The organism is Erwinia wuhanensis (assembly GCF_030484085.1).
GTDB classification, from domain to species: domain Bacteria; phylum Pseudomonadota; class Gammaproteobacteria; order Enterobacterales; family Enterobacteriaceae; genus Erwinia; species Erwinia aeris.
Genome location: NZ_JAUJUH010000008.1, coordinates 116211 through 141512, shown reverse-complemented (window position 1 = coordinate 141512; position 25302 = coordinate 116211). Strand labels below are relative to the sequence as shown.

The window sequence follows — 25302 nt, the reverse complement described above, 5'->3', positions numbered from 1 at the left end:
TTCGGAGAAAGAATATGCATAACGAAGCACCCATTATCCGTCGCAAATCAAAGCGCATTTACGTCGGCCAGGTGCCAGTGGGCGACGGCGCGCCTATCGCCGTCCAGTCCATGACCAATACGCGAACCACCGATGTGGCCGCAACGGTTAACCAAATCAAAGCGCTTGAGCGCGTCGGCGTTGATATCGTTCGCGTCTCTGTTCCCACCATGGATGCCGCCGAAGCGTTCCGCCTTATCAAGCAGCAGGTTAACGTCCCGCTGGTTGCCGATATCCATTTTGACTACCGTATCGCGCTGAAAGTGGCTGAATACGGCGTTGACTGCCTGCGCATCAACCCCGGCAATATCGGCAACGAAGAGCGTATTCGGCAGGTCGTTGACTGCGCGCGTTACAATAATATCCCAATCCGTATCGGCGTTAACGCCGGATCGCTGGAAAAGGATCTGCAGGAAAAGTATGGCGAGCCGACGCCGCAGGCGCTGCTGGAATCCGCTATGCGCCATGTCGATCACCTCGATCGTCTTAACTTCGATCAGTTCAAGGTCAGCGTAAAAGCGTCGGACGTGTTCCTGGCGGTGGAGTCGTATCGCCTGCTGGCTAAGCAGATCGAGCAGCCGCTGCACCTGGGCATTACCGAGGCAGGCGGCGCGCGCGCCGGCGCGGTGAAATCCGCGATTGGCCTGGGCCTGCTGCTGTCGGAAGGCATTGGCGATACGCTGCGTATTTCGCTGGCGGCCGATCCAATCGAAGAGGTGAAAGTCGGTTTTGATATTCTGAAATCGCTGCGCATTCGCTCCAGAGGCATTAACTTTATCGCCTGTCCAACCTGCTCCCGTCAGGAGTTTGATGTGATCGGCACCGTTAACGCACTGGAGCAGCGGCTGGAAGATATCATTACGCCCATGGACGTTTCTATTATCGGCTGCGTGGTCAACGGGCCGGGCGAGGCGCTGGTTTCCACGCTGGGCGTCACCGGCAGCAACAAGAAAAGCGGGTTTTACGAGGACGGCGTGCGCCTGCGCGAGCGTCTGGATAACCACGATATGATTGACCAGCTGGAAGCGCGTATTCGTGCCAAAGCCGCGATGATGGACGAATCCCGTCGTATCGATGTGCAGCAGGTTGAAAAATAAATAATGGCGGGGCGGGCCGCAGCTTGCGCGTCCGCCCCCGAAAGGAAAGAAGAGAAAACAGTGGCGAAGAATATTCAGGCAATCCGCGGCATGAACGACTATCTGCCTGTGGATACCGCGGTGTGGCAGCGTATTGAACAAACCCTTAAGCAGGTGCTGGCCAGCTATGGCTACAGCGAAATCCGCACGCCGATTGTAGAGCAGACCCCGTTATTCAAACGCGCTATCGGTGAAGTCACCGACGTGGTTGAAAAAGAGATGTACACCTTCGACGATCGCAACGGCGAAAGCCTGACGCTGCGTCCTGAAGGCACGGCAAGCTGCGTGCGCGCCGGCATCGAGCACGGTCTGCTCTACAATCAGGAACAGCGCCTGTGGTATATCGGGCCGATGTTCCGCTACGAGCGTCCGCAGAAGGGCCGCTATCGTCAGTTCCATCAAATCGGTGCGGAAGTGTTTGGTCTTCAGGGGCCGGATATCGACGCCGAGCTGATTATGATGACCGCGCGCTGGTGGAAGTCGCTGGGCATTGCCGATCACGTCCGTCTGGAGCTGAACTCTATCGGTTCGCTGGAGGCGCGCGCCAGCTACCGCGATGCGCTGGTGGCTTTCCTGGAACAGCATAAAGAAGTGCTGGACGAGGATTGTAAACGCCGCATGTACAGCAATCCGCTGCGCGTGCTGGACAGCAAAAACCCGGACGTCCAGCAGCTGCTGAACGACGCGCCGGTACTGGGCGACTATCTGGACGCTGACTCCCGCGAACACTTTGACGGTCTTTGCCAGCTGCTGGATGCCGCCGGTATCGCCTACACGGTGAACCAGCGCCTGGTGCGCGGCCTGGACTACTATAACCGTACCGTCTTTGAATGGGTGACCAGCAGCCTGGGCGCGCAGGGCACGGTGTGCGCTGGCGGCCGCTACGATGGGCTGGTCGAACAGCTGGGCGGTCGCGCTACGCCGGCCGTCGGTTTTGCGATGGGGCTGGAGCGTCTGGTGCTGCTGGTGCAGGCGGTGAATCCGGAATTTGAACCGACGCGCATTGTCGATGTCTATGTTATCGCTTCAGGGGCTGGCGTACAGTCTGCGGCGATGCAGCTGGCGGAAAAACTGCGCGATGCGGATCCGTCTCTGAAGCTGATGACCAATTTTGGCGGCGGCAACTTCAAGAAGCAGTTTGCCCGCGCGGACAAGTGGGGCGCACGCGTCGCGCTGGTGCTGGGCGAGGAAGAAGTGGCCAACAATCAGGTTGTCATCAAAGATTTGCGCAACGGCGAGCAGCAGAAGCTGGAGCAGCATGAGGCGGCAGCGACGCTGGCAGCAATGCTGAAGCAGACGGCCGCGATTTAAGGAGAGTTTGCGTGGAAGTGTATAGCAACGAAAACGAGCAGGTCGACGCGCTAAAAGGCTTTTTCGCGCAGAACGGCAAGGCGCTGGCTATCGGCGTGATTATCGGCATCGGCGCGCTGGCGGGCTGGCGCTACTGGAGCAGCCATCAGGACACCAGCAGCCGCGAAGTCTCGGCGACCTACCAGCAGGTTTCGGGCGCGCTGGACGCCAGCAAGCCGGAAACGCTGACGGCGGCGGCGAAATTCGCCGACAGCAACAGTAACACCTATGGCGCGCTGGCTTCGCTGGATGTGGCAAAACGCTATGTTGACAACAACGAGCTGGATAAAGCCGCCGCGCAGCTGCAAAGCGGCCTGAAGGCGACCAAAGACGCCAATCTGCAGGCGGTGTTGAACCTGCGCCTGGCGCGTATTCAGCTGCAGCAGAAGCAGCCGGATGCGGTACTGAAGACCCTGGATGCGATCAAGGGCGACGGCTGGACGGCTATCATTGCTGACGTACGCGGCGAAGCGCTGCTCAGCAAGGGCGACAGCAAGGGCGCTCGCGAAGCCTGGAGTAAAGGCATTGCTTCCAACGCCTCGCCGGCGCTGAAAGAGATGCTGCAGATGAAAATGAATAATTTGCCAGGTTAATAATTGCCGCAACGGGCTTAAGAGGGATTTCATGGAATTGCGTAAGATACTGCTGCCGGCACTGATTTCAGTCACGCTGCTCAGCGGATGTTCATGGTTCAGCGGTGAAGAAGACGTGGTCAAAATGTCGCCGCTGCCGAAAGTGGAAAATCAGTTTACCCCGGAAGAGGTCTGGAGCACGTCGGTAGGCGATGGCGTGGGCGATTACTACTCCAACCTGCATCCGGCCTGGTCTGAGAACACCGTTTACGCCGCCGATCGTTTCGGCGTGGTAAAAGCGCTGAACGCGGGCGACGGCAAAGAACAGTGGAAGGTCGATCTGTCGACCAAAACGGGCTTCTTCTCTAAGAACCTGCCCGCGCTGCTTTCCGGCGGCCTCTCTTACGACGGCGGTCACGTCTATGTCGGCAGCGAGCGCGGCCAGGTTTATGCGCTGAACAGCAGCGATGGCTCCATCGCCTGGCAGACCAAAGCGGCTGGCGAAGTGCTGTCGCGCCCGGTTGCCAGCGACGGTCTGGTGCTGGTGCATACCAGCAACGGTATGCTGCAGGGCCTGGATCAGAGCAGCGGCGTCGTAAAGTGGACGGTTAACCTTGACGTGCCGGCGCTGTCGCTGCGCGGTGAGTCCGCGCCTGCTACCGCCTTCGGTGCGGCTATCGTCGGCGGCGACAACGGTCGCGTCAGCGCGGTGATGATGAACCAGGGCCAGATTATCTGGCAGCAGCGTATCTCCCAGCCGGGCGGCGCGACGGAAATCGATCGTCTTGCCGATGTGGATACCACGCCGGTCGTCGTTGACGGCGTGGTTTACGCGCTGGCCTATAACGGCAGCCTGGCGGCGCTGGATCTGCGCTCAGGACAGGTGATGTGGAAACGCGAAATCGGCTCCGTAAACGATATGATCGTGGACGCGGGACGCATCTACCTGGTTGACCAGGACGATCGCGTAGTGGCCTTGAGCACCGATGGCGGCGTAACCCTGTGGCGTCAGAGCGATCTGCTGCACCGCAACCTGACCGCGCCGGTGCTTTATAATGGCTATCTGGTCGTAGGCGATAGCGAAGGCTACCTGCACTGGGTGAATACCACCGACGGCCGTTTTGTTGCGCAGCAGAAAGTGGACGGCTCTGGCTTCCAGACCTCGCCGGTGGTCGCCAGCGACAAGCTGCTGATCCAGGCGAAAGGCGGCGAAGTCTACGCTTTCACGCGCTAATACGCTGCCTGCACGTCGAAACGGCTCCTGATTGTTCAGGGGCCGTTTCGTTTTTTTACAGGCGTGGTATCCTCTACGCCTTCAGCCTGCGTGTGCGCCAGTAATCAAGTTGCAAGCGGTCAGGCGTTTAATTTTAGTAATGAGGCTTCAATATGGTACCTGTGGTCGCGCTGGTCGGGCGTCCCAATGTGGGAAAATCTACACTTTTTAACCGTCTTACGCGCACGCGAGATGCGCTGGTAGCGGATTTTCCTGGGCTAACCCGTGACCGTAAGTATGGTCGCGCCGAGGTCGAAGGGCGTGAGTTTATCTGCATTGATACCGGCGGTATCGATGGCAATGAAGAGGGCGTGGAAACCCGTATGGCCGAACAGTCGCTGCTGGCGATCGAAGAGGCCGACGTGGTGCTGTTTATGGTTGATGCGCGTGCAGGCCTGATGCCTGCCGATCAGGCCATTGCCCAACATTTGCGCTCACGCCAGAAACCCACTTTTCTGGTAGCCAACAAAACCGACGGCATGGATCCGGATTCCGCCGTGGTCGATTTCTATTCGCTGGGGCTGGGTGAAATCCATGCTATCGCCGCTTCGCACGGTCGTGGCGTTACCGGCCTGCTGGAAATGGTGCTGCTGCCGTGGATGGATGAGGTTGCGCCGCAGGCGGAGCTGACGGAAGAAGAAGAGAACGAAGCCTACTGGGCGGAGCTGGCGGCGAAAGAGAGCGGCGCAGAGCAGGAAGAAGAGGAAGACGACTTCAACCCGCTGGATCTGCCGATCAAGCTGGCTATCGTCGGTCGGCCTAACGTGGGTAAATCCACGCTGACTAACCGTATCCTCGGTGAGGATCGCGTTGTGGTTTACGATATGCCGGGCACCACGCGCGACAGCATCTATATCCCTATGGAACGCGACGGCCGCGAATATATCCTGATCGACACGGCAGGCGTGCGCAAGCGCGGCAAAATTACCGAAACGGTCGAGAAGTTCTCGGTGATCAAAACGCTACAGGCGATCGAAGACGCTAACGTGGTGATGCTGGTGATCGACGCCCACGAAGGGATTTCCGATCAGGATCTGTCGCTGCTCGGCTTTATCCTCAACAGCGGTCGCTCGCTGGTGATTGTGGTGAACAAATGGGACGGCCTGTCGCAGGAAGTGCGCGAAGAAGTTAAAGAAACCCTCGACTTCCGTCTTGGCTTTATCGATTTTGCCCGCGTGCACTTTATCTCCGCGCTGCACGGCAGCGGCGTAGGCAACCTGTTCGAATCGGTTACCGAAGCTTACGACTGCTCAACCCGTCGCGTGAATACCTCAATGCTGACCCGCATTATGAATATGGCAGCCGACGATCATCAGCCGCCGCTGGTGCGCGGTCGCCGCGTGAAGCTGAAGTATGCGCATGCCGGCGGCTACAACCCGCCGATTGTGGTGATCCACGGCAACCAGGTGAAAGATCTGCCGGATTCCTACAAGCGCTATCTGATGAACTACTTCCGCCGCTCGCTGGAAGTGATGGGTACGCCTATTCGCATCCAGTTTAAAGAAGGGGATAACCCTTTTGCCGGTAAACGCAACCTGCTGACGCCTAACCAGCAGCGCAAGCGCAAACGCCTGCTGAGCCATCTGAAAAAGAACAAACGCTGATTTGCGGGCGATGCCTTATCGCCCTGACAACGGTGTTTTCCGGGCCCGGCATTCTGTCGGGCTCGCTTTTTTGGGGTCGGAATTGATGTCGGCGAGCGGCTTTTCTCTTTGCGGGCCGCCAGCCGGTTACCTCTTTTCTTATTGCCCGACAAAGGCTGCTTCTTAAATGCGGCGGTGCAACTTTGTTTTATACTTATCAAATAAAACAGGAGAAAACGATGAGTGAACACTGCCCGATTTGCCAGCATCCCCTTGTCATCCAGGATGAACGGCTGTACTGCGCCAGCTGCCAGCGTGATTTTGCCGCCAAAGCTATCTGCCCTGATTGCGATCGGCCGCTACAGCTCCTCAAGGCCTGCGGCGCTACCGACTATTTTTGCCCTAACGGCGACGGCTTAATATCCAGAAAGCGGGTTGTCTTCAGGCCGCTGATTGAATCGCTGTAAGCGTATTAAAATAATGCTTCGCTCTGAATGCAGGTTGCTGCTAAGTGGCGAGGCCATTTTCATCAACTCTGCTTTTATTTCCCCGCCCTGAATCCGCTTTAACCCTTTCTTTTTTCGTACCGCCGCGTGCTGCTTATTAAGCTGGCGTGAACTATTATCCCGCGAAATTGTTTAGTAAAAGTTAAAATAACGTACCAATAAATGTGCTTAATACGCACGAGTGTGAAGTTTGTTAATTTTGTGTGTAGTTATTTATGAACCGCGTGGTACAATTTTGCCGTTAGCGGTCGGCAGGCCGCCAACGCAGGACGGGGTCAACCCGTATCGCCTTGTTAAGCGTCTATAGCATAATGTTGAGTTGCTTTACGCCGCGCCCGTTTAAAATGGGTGCAGAAGCAGCCTGAGATTACGCTAAACGCTGTTTTCCAGGAGTGTTTTTCCATGTCTCAAACAAATGCCCGGTCGTCGAAATGGCTGGGCCTGTGGTGCGTTCTGCTGGGCCTGATCTTGCTGGCAACCGGCCTGTTCTTCGTGGTTGGTGGCGGAAAACTGCTGTCGCTGGGCGGCAGCTGGTATTTCATGATCGCCGGTATTTTGACCGTGATTGCCGCTATCCAGTTTTTCCGCCGCAAATCTTCCGCCGTTGCGGTTTACGCGCTGGTCTTTATCGGCACGGTAATCTGGGCGCTGCTGGAGGTCGGTCTGGATTTCTGGCCGCTGGTTTCGCGCCTGATGACCATCGCCGGGCTGATGCTGCTGGCCTTGATTACGCTGCCCGCGCTGCGCAGGCACGAAGGGAAATCTGCTGCGGCTAAGCCTGCTTATATTTCTGCTGCCGTGCTGGTTGTAGGCCTGGTGGCGACCTTTGTACAGATGTTCCAGCCACACGCGCCGGTTGCCGACGGCAGCGAACTGCCGCTGGTGCCGGTAAATAAAGCGACCGAACAGAAAAACTGGGACAACTACGGCAATACGCCGGGCGGCAGCCGCTTTGTGGCGCTGGACCAGATCACGCGCGACAACGTGAAAGACCTGAAGGTAGCCTGGACTTTCCGCACCGGCGATATTCCTGACAGCCCAACCGGCAACGGCGCGGAAGATCAGCAAACGCCTTTGCAGATTGGCGATGTGCTCTACCTTTGCACGCCGCACAACAACGTGATCGCGGTCAACGCCGACACGGGGAAAAAGATGTGGGAACACGTGGTGAATGCGCAGGCAGAGGTCTGGAACCGCTGTCGCGGCCTGGCTTACTTTGACGCCACTCAGCCACTGAAACAGCCTTCAGTGCCTGGCTCTACGCCAGTGCCGCAGGCCGTGCTGCCTGCGGGCGACAGCTGCCAGCGTCGTCTGCTGATGAATACCATCGATGCGCGCCTGATGGCTATCAACGCCGACAATGGCGAACTGTGCCAGAACTTTGGCGACCACGGTGTGGTTGACCTGAAAGCGGGCCTGGGCGAAGCGCAGGATCCAAAATATCAGCTGACCTCTGCGCCAACGCTTGCGGGCACCACCGTTGTGGTCGGTGGCCGCGTTGCGGATAACGTCCAGACCGATATGCCTGGCGGCGTGATCCGTGGCTTTGATGTGATTACCGGCCAGATGCGCTGGGCCTTTGATACGGGCAATGACGATCCGAATGCAAAACTGCAGCCGGGCCAGAACTATGCCCGCAGCACGCCTAACTCCTGGGCGCCGATGTCCTACGATCCCGCGATGAATACCGTGTTTATGCCAATGGGCAGTTCGTCGGTCGATCTGTATGGTGCAACGCGTACCGCGCTGAACCATAAATATGGCGCTTCCATTCTGGCGGTCGATGCGACTACCGGCAAAGAGAAGTGGGTTTACCAGACCGTGCACAACGATCTGTGGGACTTTGACCTGCCGATGCAGCCAAGCCTGATCGACTTCCCGATGAAGGATGGCACCAGCAAACCGGCCGTAGTGATTGGCACCAAAGCGGGCCAGATCTACGTGCTGGATCGTCTGACCGGCAAGCCGCTGACCGAAGTGAAAGAAGTACCGGTTAAAAAAGGCAATATCCCGAACGAGCAGTATACGCCGACGCAGCCTAAGTCTGTCGGCATGCCGCAGATTGGCGCGGAAACGCTGAAAGAGTCTGATATGTGGGGCGCTACGCCGTTCGATCAGCTTGCCTGCCGCGTGGCCTTTAAATCCATGCGCTACGATGGCCTGTACACCGTGCCGGGCACCGACAAAGCCCTGAGCTTCCCTGGCTCGCTGGGCGGCATGAACTGGGGCAGCCTGTCTACCGATCCGAACAATCACTACATCTTCGTCAACGACATGCGTCTTGGCCTGTGGGTGCAGATGATCCCGGCCAATACCGGCGCTACCGCTCGCGGCAGCAACGGCGGGGAAGCGATCAACACCGGCATGGGTGCGGTGCCGCTGAAAGGCACGCCTTATGCGGTAAACAAAAACCGCTTTATGTCGCCGCTGGGCATTCCTTGCCAGAAACCGCCGTTCGGTACGCTCTCTGCTATCGATCTGAAAACGCAGAAGCTGGTGTGGCAGGTTCCGGTTGGTACGGTGCAGGATACCGGCCCGTTCGGCATCAAAATGCACGCGCAGATGCCGGTAGGGATGCCGACGCTGGGCGGCACGCTGGCTACGCAGGGCGGCCTGGTGTTTATCGCGGGCACGCAGGATTACTATCTGCGCGCGTTTGACACGGCTACCGGTAAAGAGGTGTGGAAAGCACGTCTGCCGGTTGGCAGTCAGGGCGGCCCCATTAGCTACAAGTCGCCGAAAACAGGCAAGCAGTACATCCTGATTTCAGCCGGCGGCGCGCGTCAGTCTCCGGATCGCGGCGACTACGTAATTGCTTACGCGCTGGATAAATAAGCGCGATAATAAAAAGCCCCGCCAGCAATGGCGGGGCTTTTTTCTGGCTACTGGCCATCGTGCCAGAGCTGCACCAGCTCGGGCGGCGCCAGATCCTCAGGGATTAGGATCACCAGATTGCCGACCTGCTGCCGCGTGGCATAGCTGATTTCGATACGGTAATAGCGCTGATCGCCTCTTCCGGCGCGGCTTTGCTCTCCCGGCGGTTCTCCCAGCCGCAGCGCGTGGCGCAATACGCTGCACACATGCTCCCGCTGCGGAGGATCCAGTTGGGCCAGCGCGATGCGTCTTGGGCTGGACAGTTTAGGGATAAAAGCAAAACCGCCTTCGCGCGCCACGTCGATGATCGCGTCGTCGCTCAGTTCCGGAAGTGAATTCATAACACGCCAACCTCCTTCCAGGCATTTTCAATGGCCTGACCTACCGATTTATTAAAACGTTTCTGACCGTGATTAACAGTATACTGCGCGAAAGTTTTAAAGTCGGCATTCTGCGGCAGCGTTTTATCGCATACCGTATCGTACCAGGCGTAGCCGGCCAGCTCCCAGGCGTAGCCGCCGAGCGTCTTCGCGGCCAGATAGAAAGCGCGATTGGGAATGCCGGAGTTCAGATGCACGCCACCGTTGTCTTCGCGCGTCTGGATATAGCCTTTCATATCCGCAGGCTGAGGATCTTTGCCCAGCAGCGGATCGTCGTAGGCCGTTCCCGGCGCCGACATAGAGCGTAGTCCTTTGCCGTTAATGCCTTCGGCCAGCAGCCCTTCGCCGATTAGCCAGTCCGCCTGATCGGCCGTCTGCTTGCGGCTGAACTGCTTAACCAGCGAGCCAAACACGTCCGACAGCGATTCATTCAGCGCGCCCGCCTGCTCAAAATAGATCAGGCCGGCTTCGGTTTCCGTTACGCCGTGCGCCAGCTCGTGGCCGACCACATCCAGCGCGATGGTAAAACGATTGAAGATTTCGCCGTCGCCGTCGCCGAACACCATTTGCTGACCGTTCCAGAAGGCGTTCTGATAGTCTTTGCCATAGTGCACGGTGCCTTTCAGCGTCAGCCCCTGATTATCCAGGGAATTACGCTTATAGGCCTGCCAGAAAAAGTCGTAGGTGACGCCAAGATAGTCGTAAGCCTCATTGGCGGCAACGTCGTTATTGCCTGACTGGCCTTCGCTGCGCACCAGCGTGCCGGGAAGATTTTGGGTCTGCTCTGAATCATAGATTTCCCGCTGGACCTGGCCCGGCGTGGCGGTTTTTGCCCCGTCCGGTTTGACCCAGGTTTCCGCCATCAGCGTCTGCACGTGCGCCAGAGTCTGGCGCGCGCAGCTCTGCTGCAGGCCGGAGCCGTTATCAATGATTTTGCTTAGCATATAGGGAGGGATGACGCCGTAATGCATACCATGCTCCTTGGTCCATCGTAAATGTCCAAAAAGTATAGTGGCTGCTTTGCGTACGCGCTTAACAACACTGGAGCATGTTTCGCATTAACGCAGTAGGCCGTTTTCTGCTATTCCATAATAGCAAGAGAGAATGTATCCTTTCTTTACCCCAACAGTAAGTAAGGATATTTACTATGTTTGCAGAAACCACGGCAGCCATCGCAGCAGCTAAAGAAGCCTATGCTCTTGTCAAAGTATTGAAGGACGCCAGGGAACAGTCGGTTATTGATAAGGCGACTGGAGAATTACATGAGAAAATCACAGAATTACAAATGCTTAATGCAGAACTCGCGAGCCTGTACCACGCGGAGAAACAGGTCACCATGCAACTCACTGAGGAAAATGCTCAGATCAAGATGTTTGCTCTGCAATCTTCTCAATACGAAATTCACACGATGGAGTCCGGTTCTACGGTATATCGGCTTAAGGCAGTACCTGACCCTGATATGAAAACGCATTACCTTTGTGCAAACTGCTACCAGAAAAGAGAAATATCGATACTTCAGCCGACCGGAAAAGTAATAGCAGATTCTGCATCTAATTATTGTAAGCAGAGCCTTTGTCCCGCTTGCGGTACTACATTTCTTATGCACAGGCTCCCCAAAAAAGAAAAATACATTCCGCAACCAATATCCAGAAAAGGGGGATGGTAACTTTGTAGATACGGAAATGGGTTTTAGAATATAAATGGAGCGCCCTGACGCATCACAGCGATAATTACATGGCATATCCACCGCAGTTCTAAAAGGGAAAGCGCCGAGGGTAAGTCCATTATTGGGAAGTGTCATATACACAGAAATCCGCGGCCATTACTATATAAAAGCAAGCCAGTGATGAAAAACTTCACCCCAGTCAGCAATTTTTTTGTCGTCTTTTTCGGCCAGGACAGCGATGAATATGGCGACAGTTATCCAGAGATTGTTGACGCTGCTTTCAAAATTTATCTCGAAGACGGCCCGCATTATCTTGATAATTTAATTCGTAATATCGATGATTTTCGGCGTACTTATCCAGATAATGAAACGGCCGCAGTAGCGCTGAATGAATTAACGCGAGGTTCCGCAGGTGACACAAGGGAATATACTCCGACGCTTATTGGTTTTCTTGATTGGTTATCAGCCTACCTCAAAAAAAAGCGGGATGGCATCTGATTTTTTGAACATCCGATTTTTTTGGATCTTATTTAATCCAGACTGGGGAGACATATACCCTTAAATCGTAGATACGTATCTTGAGTATCAGGATATGATTGAAGAATTTATTAAGCAAGTTGACGCGTTTTTAAAACGATTATCCAGATAATAAATCAGCAATCTCCGCCCTTCAGCTGCGCCGCCATCAGCATCTGCACGTGCGCCAGAGTCTGACGCGCGCAACTCTGCCGCAGGCCGGAGCCGTTATCAATGATTTTGCGCAGAATATAGGGAGAGATGACGCCATAATGCATACCATGCTCCCTGGTCCATCGTAAATGTCCTTTGCGTACCCGCATAAACAAGCCTGCGGCGCGTCCCGCATTTTTAAAACAGCGATTTTCTTTTGGTTTCTTCAGAAGGTAGATTTGTTTACGGCAACGCTGAATGGCGAAAAGGACGCTTGATATGTGGTCTTGTTGTGCCCACAATATCAGTCGGAGCTACCCCGACCATTTAGCCTTGACCGAAGGAGTAAATATGAACGCAGATGCACTGGTAAAGGCTCGTATCCCGCAAGATATCAAGGAACGAGCCGTCGCTGCCCTTAACAAAATGGGCCTCAGCACATCGGATGTAATCCGCATGGTAATGATCCGCGTGGCGGACGAAGGCCGTCTTCCTTTTGAGGTAAAAACCCCAAATGTGGCTACCCAGGCTGCTATGGAAGAGCTGGATAATGGCCACGGAGAACGCTTTGAATCCGCTGACGCTCTGTTTAAGGACACAGGGATCTGATGTTAAAACCGGTACTGGCGAGTGCCTTCAAAGGAGATATAAAAAGACAGCAGCGACGCGGCAAAGATATGACCCGACTGAAAATATTAATCACGTTGTTGGCCGAGGGGAGAAAGATCCCATCTGAATAAGAAGATCATCCTTTGCAGCATACCTGGCGAGGCTACCGCGATGCGCATATTGAAGGCGACTGGATCTTGATTTACAAAGTCGTAGGTAACGATCTCAAACTCGCAAGAACCGGTACGCATCAGGATATCTTCAGCAGCGCCTGAGGTGAGAAACCCGAAGGCGGCGAAGCGATATGTCTGCCAAAAGCCTCACGCCTTTTTAGCGCGGGCTTTTTTAACGGGCGTGACCGCCGTGACTTCGCTCTCTACCCAGCCGTCGTTCAGCCGGGTCTTCAGCCTGTCGCCCGCCTTCAGCTGCGCGGCCTTTTTAATGGCCTGACCGTCGGCTGCCGTAGTGACGCTGAAACCGCGCGCCAGCGTCGCCAACGGGCTGACGCCTTCCAGCTGGGCCGCCAGCGTGGCGAACTGCTGTTTGCCGCCGTTGAGCTGCGCCTGCATCGCCTGCTGTAAACGGTAGCGCCACTGCTGAAGCTGCTGCTGCGCGCGATAAAGCCGGTTCTGCGGCTGCGTGGCGGCAAGCCGCTGCGTAGCCTGTTCCTGCTGACGAGCGGCCTGGCGCAGCCGCAGCTGCATGGCGTCATCCAGCCTGCGGTGGAGCCGCATCAGCGTCGTCTGCTGGCGCGCCAGCCGCAGCTGGGGATGCTGCTGCTGTAAACGGTGGTGCAGGCGGGTAAAGGTGCGGTTCTGCTGCGCGAGATAGTAGTCCATCGCCATCTCCAGCCTTGTCTGCTGCGACTGAAGCTGGCGCAGCAGCTCAATCTGATTGCGGCTGACCAGCTCCGCTGCCGCAGAAGGCGTTGGCGCGCGCAGATCCGCCACAAAGTCAGCGATAGTCACGTCGGTTTCGTGCCCTACGGCGCTGACGATAGCGATGCGGCTGGCGAAAATTGCCCGTGCCACGCGCTCGTCGTTGAAGCTCCACAGATCCTCCAGCGAGCCGCCGCCGCGTCCGACGATCAGCACGTCACACTCTGCGCGCTGGTTGGCCAGCTCAATCGCCCGCACAATGCTGGCTGGCGCATCCGCCCCTTGAACCGGCGTGGGATAAATCACCACCGGCAGGGAAGGGTCGCGGCGGTGTAAAACCCGCAGCACATCGTGCAGCGCCGCGCCGGTGGCAGAGGTGATCACGCCTACCTGGCGTGCAGGATCGGGCAGCGGCTGCTTATGGCTCTGTTCAAACAGGCCTTCGCTCGTCAGCTTTTGCTTCAGCTGTTCAAACTGCTGCTGAAGCAGGCCGTCGCCGGCAGGCTGCATACTTTCGGCAATCAGCTGATAGTCGCCGCGCGGTTCATAAAGCGTGATGGTGGCCCTGACCAGCACCTGCTGGCCGTTTTGCGGACGAAAGGTTACGCGGCGGTTACTGTTGCGGAACATCGCGCAGCGTACCTGTGCGCCGTCGTCCTTCAGCGTAAAATACCAGTGGCCGGAAGAGGGCTGGGAAAAGTTAGAGATCTCGGCGCTCAGCCAGACCTGGCCCATCTCCATTTCCAGCAGCTTGCGCACCGTGGTATTCAGGCGGCTGACGGTAAAAATATTGGCGGTTGGCGGTAGCGACATGTGATAGAGATCAAACTTTAAATCAGAGGGTTAATTAACCGATACTACATGCCTGACGGGAGGGATCAAGAGTTTTTCGTAAATAATGCTGGAGGCAATCGATTACGCCCTGTATAATGCCGCGGCAATATTTTACAAGTTCTCATTCACCCTGAGGTTGAGATATTGCCATGCTAAGAATCGCTAAAGAAGCCCTGACATTTGACGACGTGCTGCTCGTTCCCGCTCATTCGACTGTGTTGCCTAATACGGCCGACCTCAGTACCCAGCTTACCAAAACCATTCGCCTGAATATTCCTATGCTCTCTGCGGCTATGGACACCGTGACCGAAGCGGGCCTGGCTATTGCGCTGGCGCAGGAAGGCGGGCTGGGCTTTATCCATAAAAATATGTCCATCGAGCGCCAGGCGGAAGAAGTCCGCAAGGTGAAGAAACATGAAAGCGGCGTGGTGACCGATCCGCAAACCGTGCTGCCCACTACGGCGCTGAGCGAAGTGAAGCTGCTGACCGAGCGTAACGGCTTCGCGGGCTATCCGGTGGTTAACGGCGACAACGAGCTGGTAGGTATCATCACCGGCCGCGACGTGCGTTTTGTCACCGATATGAGCCTGCCGGTTTCGGCGGTCATGACGCCAAAAGAGCGTCTGGTCACCGTACGCGAAGGCGAAGCGCGTGAAGTCGTGCTGCAAAAGATGCACGAAAAACGCATCGAAAAAGCGCTGGTGGTGGACGATGCTTTCCATCTGCTGGGCATGATCACCGTTAAAGATTTCCAGAAAGCCGAACGCAAGCCTAACGCCTGTAAAGACCAGGAAGGTCGTCTGCGCGTCGGCGCAGCGGTAGGCGCGGGCGCGGGCAACGAAGAGCGCGTGGACGCGCTGGTCGCGGCTGGCGTTGACGTGCTGCTGATTGACTCTTCTCACGGCCACTCTGAAGGCGTATTGCAGCGTATCCGTGAAACCCGTGCTAAATATCCTGACCTGCAGATCCTCGGCGGCAACGTCGCGACCGGCGCTGGCGCGCTGGCGCTGGTTGAGGCTGGCGTAAGTGCGGTGAAAGTGGGTATCGGCCCTGGCTCCATCTGTACCACCCGTATCGTCACCGGCGTGGGCGTGCCGCAGATCACTGCAGTTTCTGACGCGGTCGCCGCGCTGGAAGGTACCGGTATTCCTGTTATCGCCGACGGCGGCATTCGCTTCTCCGGCGACATCGCCAAGGCGATTGCGGCTGGTGCCAGCGCGGTCATGGTCGGCTCTATGCTGGCGGGCACCGAAGAATCGCCGGGCGAAATCGAACTGTATCAGGGCCGCTCGTTCAAATCCTATCGCGGCATGGGCTCGCTGGGCGCGATGTCCAAAGGCTCTTCCGACCGTTACTTCCAGACCGATAACGCGGCGGACAAGCTGGTGCCGGAAGGTATCGAAGGTCGCGTGGCCTATAAAGGCCGTCTGAAAGAGATCGTGCATCAGCAGATGGGCGGCCTGCGCTCCTGTATGGGTCTGACCGGCTGCGGCACCATCGAAGCTCTGCGCACCAAAGCGGAATTCGTTCGCATCAGCGGCGCGGGCATCACCGAAAGCCACGTGCACGACGTCACCATTACCAAAGAGTCGCCAAACTACCGCATGGGTTCCTGATAACCCGGCCCGATGCCCGGCGCTGACCGGGCATTTTACTTAATCCCTGTATTTGTTTATCGCTCTGGAATAGCCCAATGACCACGGAAAATATCCATAAACACCGCATCCTGATCCTTGATTTCGGCTCGCAGTATACGCAGCTGGTGGCACGCCGCGTGCGCGAGCTGGGCGTCTACTGTGAACTTTGGGCGTGGGACGTCACTGAAGAGCAGATCCGCCAGTTTAATCCAAACGGCATCATTCTTTCCGGCGGCCCGGAAAGCACCACCGAACACAACAGCCCGCGCGCGCCGGAATACGTTTTCAACGCGGGCGTGCCGGTATTCGGCGTTTGCTACGGGATGCAGACCATGGCGCTGCAGCTTGGCGGCAAGGTGGAAGGCTCCAGCGAGCGCGAGTTTGGCTATGCGCAGGTAGAAGTTGGCGTGGACAGCGCGCTGACTCGCGGCATTGAAGATTCCCTGAGCGCGGACGGCAAACCGCTGCTGGACGTCTGGATGAGCCACGGCGACAAAGTTACCGCTATCCCGTCCGATTTTGTGACCGTTGCCAGCACCGAAAGCTGCCCCTTCGCCATTATGGCTAACGAAGAGAAGCGCCTGTACGGCGTGCAGTTCCACCCGGAAGTGACGCACACGCGTCAGGGCCAGCGGATGCTGGAGCGTTTTGTGCTGGATATCTGCCAGTGTGAAGCGCTGTGGACGCCGGCAAAAATCATCGAAGATGCGGTTGAGCGCCTGCGCGTGCAGGTGGGCAACGACAGGGTGATCCTGGGCCTGTCCGGCGGCGTGGACTCTTCCGTGACCGCGATGCTGCTGCACCGCGCCATCGGCGATCGTCTGACCTGCGTATTCGTCGACAACGGCCTGCTGCGCCTGAACGAAGCGGAGCAGGTGCTGGAGATGTTCGGCGATCACTTTGGCCTGAACATTGTCCACGTGGAAGGCGAAAAACGTTTCCTGGACGCGCTGGCGGGCGTCGACGAGCCGGAAGCCAAGCGAAAAATCATTGGCCGCGTCTTCGTGGAAGTGTTCGATGAAGAGGCGCTGAAGCTGGAAGACGTGAAGTGGCTGGCGCAGGGCACCATCTATCCGGACGTGATCGAATCCGCCGCTTCTGCTACCGGCAAAGCGCACGTTATCAAGTCGCACCACAACGTGGGCGGCCTGCCGAAAGAGATGAAGATGGGCCTGGTTGAACCGCTGCGTGAGCTGTTCAAAGACGAAGTGCGTAAAATCGGCCTGGAGCTTGGTCTGCCGTACAACATGCTTTACCGTCATCCGTTCCCTGGACCGGGTCTGGGCGTGCGCGTGCTGGGCGAAGTAAAGAAAGAGTATTGCGATCTGCTGCGTCGCGCCGATGCGATCTTTATCGAAGAGCTGCACAAGGCCGATCTGTATAACAAGGTCAGCCAGGCGTTCACCGTGTTCCTGCCTGTACGTTCAGTAGGCGTGATGGGCGACGGGCGTAAGTATGACTGGGTGGTTTCGCTGCGTGCGGTAGAAACCATCGACTTTATGACCGCGCACTGGGCGCACCTGCCTTATGAGTTCCTGGGCCGCGTCTCTAACCGCATCATCAATGAAATCAACGGTATTTCCCGCGTGGTTTACGATATCTCCGGCAAGCCGCCGGCGACGATCGAGTGGGAATAGTACTGTAGTTAACCGCCTGTTTTTATACCTGGAATAAAAACAGGCGGTGGTTTTTCTGCGTCATCAATCGTTTTGGTGCGCAGTGCAGGCCTCATCAGAAAAGCCCCTCGAAACCCTGTTCAGTTAGTTAATGCTGACAGGGTATCAGGCACGCTTGTCCGCTCAACGCAGCAAGCGAAAAGTCTCACGCACATGGTCGGTAAGCACTGCCGGGTTTTCCATCGCGGCAAAGTGGCCGCCGTGCTCAGCTTCCGCAAAGAACCTCAAATCCTCGAAACGCGCCTGCGCCCAGCGCCGTGAGAGACGAAGCAGCTCGCCCGGAAACATGCTCACGCCCGCAGGGGTGGGGATGGCAGAAGCGGGACCTTGCTGTTGCATTTCACGTATTCCTTCCCAGTAGAAGCGGACCGAGCTTGGGCCGGCGTTAGGCAGCCAGTACAGCATGATGTCATCGATCAGGGCGTTGATGTCGATTGCCCGCTCAGGCTCGCCGCCGCTGTCGGAGGCGTCCTGAAATAGCGCGTATATCCATGCGGCCAGGCCCACGGGGGAGTCTGCCAGGGCAAAACCTACCGACTGCGGCCGGGTGCTTTGCACCTTCATATAGCCCGAAAGCTCCTGGTCGTAGCGTTGCGCATCAGCCAGCATGCGCTGCTCTTCAGGGGTGGCCTGCGCGATTTCATCCTGGGTCGGCTGATACATCACCATGTTCAGGTGAATGCCGACCAGGCCTGGCGGGCGCATATGCCCCAGAGCGGTGGTCACGGCCGATCCCCAGTCTCCACCCTGGGCAGCCCAGCGCTGGCCATAGCCCAAACGCGTCATTAGCTGCACCCAGGCGCTGGCGGTTTTACCCACGCCCCATCCCGGGGAAGTTGGCTTATCACTGAAACCAAAACCCGGTAGCGCAGGGATAACCAAATGGAACGCATCGCTGGCTTGCCCCCCATAGGCCGTAGGGTCGGTAAGCGGGCCGATCATTGCCCTGAATTCAAGAACAGAGCCTGGCCACCCGTGCGTCATCAGCAAGGGAAGGGCGTCAGAATGGGGCGAGCGAATATGTAGAAAGTGAATGCCGAGGCCGTCGATCTCAGTGCGGCTGCTGTTCCACTGGTTGAGCTGGGTTTCAGTGGCGCGCCAGTCATAGTCTTTTTGCCAGTGCGCTACCAGAGCGCGAAGACGTTCAAGCTTCGGCCCCTGGCTGTTGTCGCTTACGGTTTCCGGATCTGGCCACCGGGTTTGCGCCAGGCGCTGGGCCAGATCGTCAAGCTGCGTCTGGGGAATGTGAATGGGGAAGGACTCTACAGGACTGGTCATCGTTTGATTCCTTGCATAGAGGTGTGGGCCAGTGTGTCGCGGATGGAAGCCCATTCCCGCAGGCTATGGCGTGAGCCGCTATCTTGCAAACCCTGCCGGGCGGGAAAGGGGGTTTACGCGCAGGCGTTAGCGCGCGCTACGCTGATAAGGGTGGACAGCGTCCCGATATTGCCGGGTGGTGTGATCCATAAAGCACCTGTTGGTTAGTGGATGCGGATGAGTAAAGCAACGGTTATACGTGTTGATTCCTGACGTTACCGTTTAATTAACGAACAAACAAGGCATGGATAAGTTGCAGGCCATATCGTTGACCCAATTTGGACTTTATTATCTTGTCCTGCCGGGCGGGAGTAGCGCCATACTGCTAACGCCATCGGCTACCCGCTGGCGTAGCGGAAAGTCGCCGTTATCGCTGCCATAACCAGAGCTTTGCAGGCGCGCGCAACAGCTTCTCATCAGCGGCATCCTGCTCTCTACAGCAGCGCGTCCGGCCCTCTGAAGGCCCGACGCCATTCGCTGGGGCTGACGGCAAATCGGTGTTTAAAATTCTGTCGGAACGATACCGGCGACTGAAATCCCGACATGGCTGCCACCACCTCAATACTGTGATCCGTCGACTCCAGCAGCACCTGGCTGCGCTGAAGCCGCTCGCTGATCAGCCAGTCGCTCAGCGTCAGGCCGGTAGCGGTAAAAAAGTGGCGGGTCAGGGTGCGGCGGCTCATATTGCAAAAGGCCGCCAGCGAATCGATAGTGTGCGGTCTTTCGAGGTTTCTGCGCAGATAGCCGATCAGTTCGTTAATCGCATTATCGCGAGTGGTTTCCGGGACGGGACGCTCGATATACTGCGCCTGTCCGCCTTCCCGATAGGGCGGCATCACCATGCGCCTGGCGACCTTGTTGGCTAACACGCTGCCATAACGATCGCGCACGATACTCAGGCAGCAGTCGATGCCGGCAGCCGTCCCGGCGGAAGTGGTCAGGCGTTCATCAGTGATATAAAGCGCGTTGGTATCAAGATGCACCTGCGGGAAGCGTTCCGTGAAGTCTTTTTCATATTCCCAGTGCGTAGCCGCGCGTCGGTTTTCCAGCAGTCCTGCATAGGCCAGCACGTAGGTGCCCAGACATAATCCCACCACCTCTGCGCCGCGCCGCCAGGCTGCTTTTAGCGCGCTGAGCAGCGCCGGAGAGGGTTTCTCTTCCGGACGATCCCAGAAAGGCACCACGATAATATCGGCCTTTTCCAGCAGCGCCAGCCCGTGTTTTACGTTAATAAACAGGCCAATATCGGACAGAACGTTGCCGGGCGTTTCCGCACAGATTTGCAGATCGAAGCGATCCGGCTCGGGCAGCGCCTTGCCGAAAACGATACAGGGGACGGAAAAGTGAAAGGTGCTGACTCCGGCAGTGGCAATCACGGCAACAACAGGAACGGTCACGTTTTTTCTCCTGACTGGGCTGGGAACCCGCCGAACTGAGCAGGTTCCCCAAAAGCATCAGAATACCAGCGTTTCGCCATCTTCGGGCGCGCATACGCTCTGTTGCATACCTTTTTGCTGAGCAAACTCACGGATTTCCGCGCGGGTCAGCACGCAGTGATTAACGGCTTCCAGATGCGAAGCCACGATCGTCGCCTCCGGCAGCATTTGGTGAGTACGCAGGATATCTTCGGTGCCCATAATAATGGCGCCATAACCGTCGACCTGAGCAAAACCGGCATTAAGCACCACGACGTCCGGCCGGTGGCTTTGCAGGCTTTCTTCATAAGGTTTCACCCAGATAGTATCGCCGGCGATATACAGCACTTTTTCATCGGCGTGGCGGAACACCAGGCCGCAGGCATCACCCAGCATGGCAGCCATTTCCGGGTTTGCATAGGCCTCATCGCTGCCGTGCTGCCCGCCCGTTTTAATGATAGTAATGCCTTCATAGCTGTTTTCCGTCGTCAACACGCGAACGTTGGTAAAGCCCTGGCTGCGGATCAGCGTGGCATCAGCATCGTGCTGGGTAAAAATAAGCTTGTCGTCAGGAATAAGCTGCTGCGCCGCATCGTCCCAGTGGTCGGGATGGGTATGGGTCACGATCACCGCATCGACGTTCAGCAGGGTATCCACGGCAACCGGCAGCGCCACCAGCGGGTTACGCAGATGCGGACGTGCCGTTCCGGGAAAGCCCGGCCAGGCTTCTTTGTCCGCCAGCATAGGATCGATAAGAAATTTTTTCCCCGCATATTCAAGAATAAGCGTGGCGTTACGGATTTGCGTCAGTTTCATCGTTTCTTCCTTCTGTAGTCTTTTTCCGCGTAGCGAAAGGCTTTTAAGCAGGTACGGAAGCAGTATAGGGAGGATAAACAGCGAGGCGTGAGTAGCCCGATGGTCAATAAGCGATGAGATTGGGCCAACCTGAAAGTGAGGGTGTGCCGGGGCGTTTCGATCAGGATCGCAGCTGAATCAGCCTGCCTTTCCAGCGCACTATGCCTTTACTATCAAGCAAATACCGCGACAACTATGGCCGTTCTGAAGCAACAGCGCACAAATTACCTGGCGATCCTTTTGCAAGCGACAGGAAAATCTGCCAGGATTATCTAGTGCACTAGATAATCAACCAACAGATATTACGAGATGACCATTAACAAACAACGCCGGGAAATAGGCACCGAGCTTTCCTTTGCCCTTTACGGGGCGGCAAACAGGATGAACCGGATGCATAAACCTTTCCTCGATCCGCTGGGGCTGACCTTCCCGCAGTATCTGGTGATGCTGGAATTGTTTAACGGAACGCCCCGATCGGTAGGGGATTTGGGCGGCAGGCTGGGGATGGATACGGGCACCATTACGCCGCTCCTGAAGCGGTTGGAAGCGGCGGGGAAAGTATCCCGCCGACGCGATCCAAAAGACGAACGTCGGGTGCTGGTCACGCTGACAGAGAGCGGAGAGGCGCTGCGTGACACCCTGTGGGCCGTGACCGATCAAATCAGATCGGCCTGCAAACTGACGGAAGCAGGGCTGGTTCAGCTACGCGACACGCTCAATGACTTTGCCCATCCGGCAGCCGAATAACCCCTCAGCAATCAGGAGACATTTATGAATATCGGCATTATTGGCGCGGGAAATATCGGCGCCACACTGGCAGCCAAACTCTCTGCCTGCGGCCATAGCGTCAGGCTGGCAAATTCACGGGGGCCGGAAACCATCGCCGAGGTCGCCCGCAAGGCTGGCGCAACGGCGGTGACGCGGGAAGAGGCCGTCAAAGGCGCCGACGCCGTTATCCTGTCAACGCCCTTTACCGCTCACCAGGGTCTGGCCGAACTGTTGAAAACCGTGCCGGCCAGCGTACCGGTTATCGATACCTCTAACTACTATCCGTTTCGGGATGATGCTATTCCCGCTCTCGCGCAAGGTAAGCCGGAAAGCGTTTGGGCCAGCGAGCAGGCAGGCAGGCCGCTGATTAAAGCCTGGAATGCCGTGCTGGCGGCTACCCTGGCTGACAAGGGGATGCCTGTGGGCGTAACCGAACGGATTGCCATTCCGGTCGCTGGCGATGATGAAACAGCCAAACGCACCGCGATGGCGCTGGTCAGCGATACCGGGTTTGATGCCGTGGATGCCGGTAGCCTCGCGGAGTCCTGGCGTCAGCAGCCCGGTACGCCAGCCTACTGTACAGAACTTAGCGCAGCGGCGCTGAAGAAGGCGCTGCTGGCGGCAGATAAAGAACGTGCCCCCGTAAACCGCGAGGCGCTGCTGAAAGAGTTTATGTCTGCCAGCGAACCGCTGACCCACGAGCATATCGTTGCCCGCAACCGGGCAGTGACGGCATAACGCCGTTTGCACAATGACAATAATCACGGCGTTCGGGCTGTAGATATCGCCAAAGACACGCCGTATTGGAGAACGCTGCCCCGAGCGGCAGCCAATAAGACAGGAGAGAACCATGAACCCTTCATCCCCTTTGAAAATCGGTATTCTCGGTACAGGTCATATAGGCAAAACCCTGGTCCGTAAGCTGGCCGCCGCCGGGCACCAGGTGAAGGTCGCCAACTCGCGCGGGCCGGAAACCATCGAGGCAGAAACGCTTGCCACGGGCGCCCAGGCGGTAAGAACAGAAGAGGCCGTTAACGATATTGACGTCCTGATCCTTTCTATTCCGCTCGTCCGCATTCCGGACGTGGCGCCGCTTATTCGCGCGCTGCCTTCCGGCGTTGTGGTGGCGGATACCTCCAATTATTATCCGCACCGGGATCTGAAAATCGACGCTATCGAAAATGGCCAGCCAGAAAGCCTGTGGGTGTCAGAGCAGATCGGTCGACCCGTGATCAAAGCCTGGAACGCCATCGGCTCGGGATCTTTTGCCGAAAAGGGCATGCCGCAAGGCGCGGCGGATCGCATTGCGATACCGGTTGCCGGCGATGATGAGGCGAGTCGGCAGCTGATTATGCGTCTGGTGAATGATACCGGCTTCGATGCTTTTGACGCCGGCAGCCTGGCGGATTCCTGGCGTCAGCAGCCTGGCTCGCCGGTTTACTGCACGGATTTGCACTATGATGAGATCCCGGCGGCGTTGGCCGAGGCCGATATCTCTCGTCTGCCGAAAAGAAGAGATCTTGCCGTTGCTGTTTTCCAGGAGCGGGCTGGCGACTCGGTTACCAATCCGAACGCGGACTTTGGCGTCCAGGTATCGCGGATAATCTTCAGGTAAGCGAACCACAAATCTTAAAGTCCTGGCAGCGTGGCGTCTTTTCAGAGGATGTCGGGCGAGGATAAAAGAGTGGCCGTGGGGCGCGGGTACAAAGTGAACAGGCTTTGTGCGCGCGCCCCGGACGATACCGTTACTTATGCAGTAAAAAAATCGTCGCCAGCCCTAAGAAAATGAAAAAGCCGCCGGTATCGGTCAGCGCAGTGATCAGAACGCTGGAGCCGACTGCCGGATCGCGTTTTAGTTTGGTCATAATCAGCGGAATAAGGACGCCCATCAGCGCCGCCAGCAGCAGATTCAGCACCATCGCCAGCATCATGACGCCGCCCAGCGCCGGATTGCCGTACATCGCCCAGGTGACGCCGCCCATAATACCGCCCCAGCAAAGACCGTTAATCAATGCCACGCCCAGTTCGCGCGCGATCAAAAACGAAAAGTTACCCGGTTCGACCTGATGTAGCGCCAGCGCGCGCACGATCATGGTAATGGTCTGATTGCCGGTATTGCCGCCGATCCCGGCTACAATCGGCATCAGCGTCGCCAGCGCCACCAGCTGGGAAATCGTATCCTCAAACAGGCCGATCACGCGTGAGGCGACAAAGGCTGTACAGAGGTTAACCGCCAGCCATGTCCAGCGAGTGCGTACCGCTTTCCTGACCGGGGCAAAAACGTCCTCGTCAGGGTTTACGCCGCCCATCTTACGAATATTGCTGTCGTTCGCCTCGTTAACCAGGTCGATAACGTCTTCGATGGTGACGCGCCCCATCAGCTTGCCTTTGGCATCGATAACGGCGGCAGAGATCAGATCGTAACGCTCAAACGCGCCCGCCGCGTCTTCAGCCTTGTCATCCAGCCGAAAGGTCACCGGCCTGTCGTTCATCACCTCGAAAACCCGCTTGCCGGGCTTGTTCAGCAGAATATCCATCAGCGTCAGCTCGCCCAGCAGCATATTGTTTTCGTCGGTAATAAAAAGCTTATCGGTGCCTTCCGGCATCACTTTCTTCCGTCGCAGATAGCGCTGTACGGTTGCAAGTTTGATGTCGGCCGGTACGGTAACCAGCTTAAAATCCATGATGCGCCCGACGCGGTCGCGGTCGAAATCCATCACTTCCAGCACGCGTGAACGCTGCGCCGGATCGAGCGAGGTCAGCAGCCGGCCCGTTAAATCACGCGATAAATACTTGGCGAGATAAACCTGTTCATCAATATCCAGCGGTTCGATCGCCTGGAGCAGATCGCGATCGCTCATCTCCTCGATCAGGCTTTCCCAGACGTTTTCAGACGCTTCGACCAGCACTTCGCCGCGTCGGTTGGTACCGACCAGCTGCCAGAGCGCCTGGCGTTCCTCTTCCGGCAGCGCTTCCAGCAGGTCGGCGATATCCGCAGCGTGCAGCAGCGGCAGGTAGTCTCTCAGCTCCTGCACCTGCTCCTGATGCGCTGCAGCTTCGGCTTCGCTTTGTTTCAGCGGTTTGCGGAGCAGCGTATCCACGAGGTCGTTGTCGTTGAGCAGAAGATTAAGTATACGGTTACGGATTTCAGCAAGCTGCTGAGCATGTGACTGAGCTACAGACATAAAAATTCCCTTGTGTCTGGCAAAAGCGGACAAAGAAGTAAGTATTGCTTAATTTGGGCGGATGAACGGAATAAGTTGCA

The 25302-nt window shown here is 57.0% G+C and carries 22 protein-coding genes and 2 pseudogenes; 16 read left to right on the top strand and 8 right to left on the bottom strand.

The genetic code is table 11. From position 1 onward, the window contains the following. Nucleotides 1-14 precede the first annotated feature (14 nt). The 7 genes from ispG to QZH36_RS18170 all read left to right on the top strand — a co-directional run bounded on the left by ispG (nt 15) and on the right by QZH36_RS18170 (nt 9294). Complete coding sequence (gene ispG, locus QZH36_RS18200; protein WP_125289527.1) at nt 15-1136, top strand: flavodoxin-dependent (E)-4-hydroxy-3-methylbut-2-enyl-diphosphate synthase; 1122 nt, start codon at nt 15-17, stop codon at nt 1134-1136. A gap of 60 nt (nt 1137-1196) precedes the next feature. After that, nucleotides 1197-2486 (top strand): histidine--tRNA ligase, encoded by a 1290-nt coding sequence (gene hisS / locus QZH36_RS18195; RefSeq protein WP_253459318.1) that lies wholly within the window; start codon nt 1197-1199, stop codon nt 2484-2486. An 11-nt stretch (nt 2487-2497) separates the two neighbouring features. Next, nucleotides 2498-3118, top strand: a complete 621-nt coding sequence (locus QZH36_RS18190; RefSeq protein WP_253459321.1) for a YfgM family protein — start codon at nt 2498-2500, stop codon at nt 3116-3118. A 31-nt stretch (nt 3119-3149) separates the two neighbouring features. After that, nucleotides 3150-4331, top strand: a complete 1182-nt coding sequence (bamB, locus tag QZH36_RS18185) for an outer membrane protein assembly factor BamB (RefSeq protein ID WP_253459324.1) — start codon at nt 3150-3152, stop codon at nt 4329-4331. A 152-nt stretch (nt 4332-4483) separates the two neighbouring features. Beyond that, entirely contained in the window at nt 4484-5974 is a 1491-nt protein-coding gene (gene der, locus QZH36_RS18180) for a ribosome biogenesis GTPase Der (protein WP_301252036.1), read from the top strand. Between the two features lie 218 nt (nt 5975-6192). Further along, nucleotides 6193-6420 (top strand): zinc ribbon domain-containing protein, encoded by a 228-nt coding sequence (locus QZH36_RS18175; protein ID WP_253459330.1) that lies wholly within the window; start codon nt 6193-6195, stop codon nt 6418-6420. Nucleotides 6421-6861: 441 nt separating this feature from the next. Next, nucleotides 6862-9294 carry a glucose/quinate/shikimate family membrane-bound PQQ-dependent dehydrogenase gene (locus tag QZH36_RS18170; RefSeq protein ID WP_301730807.1) on the top strand — a complete coding sequence of 811 codons (2433 nt, stop codon included), beginning with the start codon at nt 6862-6864 and terminating at the stop codon, nt 9292-9294. 47 nt (nt 9295-9341) lie between these two features. Here the strand turns inward: QZH36_RS18170 and QZH36_RS18165 are convergent, their stop codons facing one another. Next, the gene (locus QZH36_RS18165; RefSeq protein WP_301252034.1) at nt 9342-9674 is read right to left on the bottom strand and encodes a protealysin inhibitor emfourin; all 333 of its coding nucleotides are present in this window, start codon (nt 9672-9674) and stop codon (nt 9342-9344) included. Beyond that, complete coding sequence (locus tag QZH36_RS18160; RefSeq protein ID WP_301730805.1) at nt 9671-10684, bottom strand: M4 family metallopeptidase; 1014 nt, start codon at nt 10682-10684, stop codon at nt 9671-9673. Before QZH36_RS18160 ends, QZH36_RS18165 begins: the two co-directional genes overlap by 4 nt. A gap of 176 nt (nt 10685-10860) precedes the next feature. Between QZH36_RS18160 and QZH36_RS18155 the strand changes: the two genes are divergently transcribed. Together QZH36_RS18155 and QZH36_RS18150 are read left to right on the top strand one after the other, a co-directional pair. Continuing rightward, nucleotides 10861-11379 carry a hypothetical protein gene (locus tag QZH36_RS18155; protein ID WP_301730803.1) on the top strand — a complete coding sequence of 173 codons (519 nt, stop codon included), beginning with the start codon at nt 10861-10863 and terminating at the stop codon, nt 11377-11379. A 180-nt stretch (nt 11380-11559) separates the two neighbouring features. Beyond that, on the top strand, nt 11560-11877 hold the full coding sequence (locus QZH36_RS18150; RefSeq protein WP_301252029.1) for a contact-dependent growth inhibition system immunity protein: 318 nt from the start codon (nt 11560-11562) through the stop codon (nt 11875-11877). Between the two features lie 185 nt (nt 11878-12062). Here the strand turns inward: QZH36_RS18150 and QZH36_RS18145 are convergent. Continuing rightward, a pseudogene (locus QZH36_RS18145) lies at nt 12063-12173 on the bottom strand (protealysin propeptide domain-containing protein); the annotation flags it as partial. A gap of 226 nt (nt 12174-12399) precedes the next feature. On the opposite strand from QZH36_RS18145, the gene QZH36_RS18140 reads away from it, so the two are divergent. Then, nucleotides 12400-12657: a type II toxin-antitoxin system RelB/DinJ family antitoxin gene (locus QZH36_RS18140; RefSeq protein WP_253459348.1), complete on the top strand. Its 258-nt coding sequence runs from the start codon at nt 12400-12402 to the stop codon at nt 12655-12657. Continuing rightward, nucleotides 12657-12932, top strand: a pseudogene (locus tag QZH36_RS18135) (type II toxin-antitoxin system YafQ family toxin). The gene QZH36_RS18140 and the pseudogene QZH36_RS18135 overlap by 1 nt, the downstream one beginning before the upstream one ends. Nucleotides 12933-12977: 45 nt before the next feature. Here the strand turns inward: QZH36_RS18135 and xseA are convergent. After that, on the bottom strand, nt 12978-14348 hold the full coding sequence (gene xseA / locus QZH36_RS18130; protein WP_301730802.1) for an exodeoxyribonuclease VII large subunit: 1371 nt from the start codon (nt 14346-14348) through the stop codon (nt 12978-12980). A 170-nt stretch (nt 14349-14518) separates the two neighbouring features. On the opposite strand from xseA, the gene guaB reads away from it, so the two are divergent. Beyond that, entirely contained in the window at nt 14519-15985 is a 1467-nt protein-coding gene (gene guaB / locus QZH36_RS18125) for an IMP dehydrogenase (RefSeq protein ID WP_253459355.1), read from the top strand. A gap of 77 nt (nt 15986-16062) precedes the next feature. Beyond that, entirely contained in the window at nt 16063-17643 is a 1581-nt protein-coding gene (gene guaA, locus QZH36_RS18120; protein ID WP_253459358.1) for a glutamine-hydrolyzing GMP synthase, read from the top strand. 162 nt (nt 17644-17805) lie between these two features. Here guaA and QZH36_RS18115 read toward each other — a convergent pair whose 3' ends face one another. From QZH36_RS18115 to QZH36_RS18105, 3 genes are all read right to left on the bottom strand, one after another. Then, the gene (locus QZH36_RS18115; RefSeq protein ID WP_301730801.1) at nt 17806-18960 is read right to left on the bottom strand and encodes an epoxide hydrolase family protein; all 1155 of its coding nucleotides are present in this window, start codon (nt 18958-18960) and stop codon (nt 17806-17808) included. 473 nt (nt 18961-19433) lie between these two features. Beyond that, nucleotides 19434-20396, bottom strand: a complete 963-nt coding sequence (locus QZH36_RS18110) for a GlxA family transcriptional regulator (RefSeq protein WP_301730800.1) — start codon at nt 20394-20396, stop codon at nt 19434-19436. 57 nt (nt 20397-20453) lie between these two features. Continuing rightward, complete coding sequence (locus tag QZH36_RS18105) at nt 20454-21230, bottom strand: MBL fold metallo-hydrolase (RefSeq protein WP_301730799.1); 777 nt, start codon at nt 21228-21230, stop codon at nt 20454-20456. Nucleotides 21231-21659: 429 nt separating this feature from the next. On the opposite strand from QZH36_RS18105, the gene QZH36_RS18100 reads away from it, so the two are divergent. From QZH36_RS18100 to QZH36_RS18090, 3 genes are all read left to right on the top strand, one after another. Then, entirely contained in the window at nt 21660-22016 is a 357-nt protein-coding gene (locus tag QZH36_RS18100) for a MarR family winged helix-turn-helix transcriptional regulator (RefSeq protein ID WP_253459366.1), read from the top strand. A 24-nt stretch (nt 22017-22040) separates the two neighbouring features. After that, a complete protein-coding gene (locus QZH36_RS18095) occupies nt 22041-22775 on the top strand; it encodes an NADPH-dependent F420 reductase (protein ID WP_445235136.1) in 735 nt (244 codons plus the stop codon). A 112-nt stretch (nt 22776-22887) separates the two neighbouring features. Next, the gene (locus QZH36_RS18090) at nt 22888-23652 is read left to right on the top strand and encodes an NADPH-dependent F420 reductase (RefSeq protein ID WP_301252014.1); all 765 of its coding nucleotides are present in this window, start codon (nt 22888-22890) and stop codon (nt 23650-23652) included. Nucleotides 23653-23782: 130 nt separating this feature from the next. Here the strand turns inward: QZH36_RS18090 and mgtE are convergent, their stop codons facing one another. Continuing rightward, nucleotides 23783-25222: a magnesium transporter gene (gene mgtE, locus QZH36_RS18085; protein ID WP_125289544.1), complete on the bottom strand. Its 1440-nt coding sequence runs from the start codon at nt 25220-25222 to the stop codon at nt 23783-23785. Between the last annotated feature and the right edge of the window lie 80 nt (nt 25223-25302).

Bases quoted from the DNA above. Each gene is read 5' to 3' on its own strand.
- ispG (WP_125289527.1), top strand. From the start codon at position 15: ATGCATAACGAAGCACCCATTATCCGTCGCAAATCAAAGCGCATTTAC.
- bamB (WP_253459324.1), top strand. From the start codon at position 3,150: ATGGAATTGCGTAAGATACTGCTGCCGGCACTGATTTCAGTCACGCTG.
- der (WP_301252036.1), top strand. From the start codon at position 4,484: ATGGTACCTGTGGTCGCGCTGGTCGGGCGTCCCAATGTGGGAAAATCT.
- QZH36_RS18175 (WP_253459330.1), top strand. From the start codon at position 6,193: ATGAGTGAACACTGCCCGATTTGCCAGCATCCCCTTGTCATCCAGGAT.
- QZH36_RS18170 (WP_301730807.1), top strand. From the start codon at position 6,862: ATGTCTCAAACAAATGCCCGGTCGTCGAAATGGCTGGGCCTGTGGTGC.
- QZH36_RS18165 (WP_301252034.1), bottom strand. From the start codon at position 9,674: ATGAATTCACTTCCGGAACTGAGCGACGACGCGATCATCGACGTGGCG.
- QZH36_RS18160 (WP_301730805.1), bottom strand. From the start codon at position 10,684: ATGCATTACGGCGTCATCCCTCCCTATATGCTAAGCAAAATCATTGAT.
- QZH36_RS18155 (WP_301730803.1), top strand. From the start codon at position 10,861: ATGTTTGCAGAAACCACGGCAGCCATCGCAGCAGCTAAAGAAGCCTAT.
- QZH36_RS18150 (WP_301252029.1), top strand. From the start codon at position 11,560: ATGAAAAACTTCACCCCAGTCAGCAATTTTTTTGTCGTCTTTTTCGGC.
- QZH36_RS18140 (WP_253459348.1), top strand. From the start codon at position 12,400: ATGAACGCAGATGCACTGGTAAAGGCTCGTATCCCGCAAGATATCAAG.
- xseA (WP_301730802.1), bottom strand. From the start codon at position 14,348: ATGTCGCTACCGCCAACCGCCAATATTTTTACCGTCAGCCGCCTGAAT.
- guaB (WP_253459355.1), top strand. From the start codon at position 14,519: ATGCTAAGAATCGCTAAAGAAGCCCTGACATTTGACGACGTGCTGCTC.
- guaA (WP_253459358.1), top strand. From the start codon at position 16,063: ATGACCACGGAAAATATCCATAAACACCGCATCCTGATCCTTGATTTC.
- QZH36_RS18115 (WP_301730801.1), bottom strand. From the start codon at position 18,960: ATGACCAGTCCTGTAGAGTCCTTCCCCATTCACATTCCCCAGACGCAG.
- QZH36_RS18105 (WP_301730799.1), bottom strand. From the start codon at position 21,230: ATGAAACTGACGCAAATCCGTAACGCCACGCTTATTCTTGAATATGCG.
- QZH36_RS18100 (WP_253459366.1), top strand. From the start codon at position 21,660: ATGCATAAACCTTTCCTCGATCCGCTGGGGCTGACCTTCCCGCAGTAT.
- QZH36_RS18095 (WP_445235136.1), top strand. From the start codon at position 22,041: ATGAATATCGGCATTATTGGCGCGGGAAATATCGGCGCCACACTGGCA.
- QZH36_RS18090 (WP_301252014.1), top strand. From the start codon at position 22,888: ATGAACCCTTCATCCCCTTTGAAAATCGGTATTCTCGGTACAGGTCAT.
- mgtE (WP_125289544.1), bottom strand. From the start codon at position 25,222: ATGTCTGTAGCTCAGTCACATGCTCAGCAGCTTGCTGAAATCCGTAAC.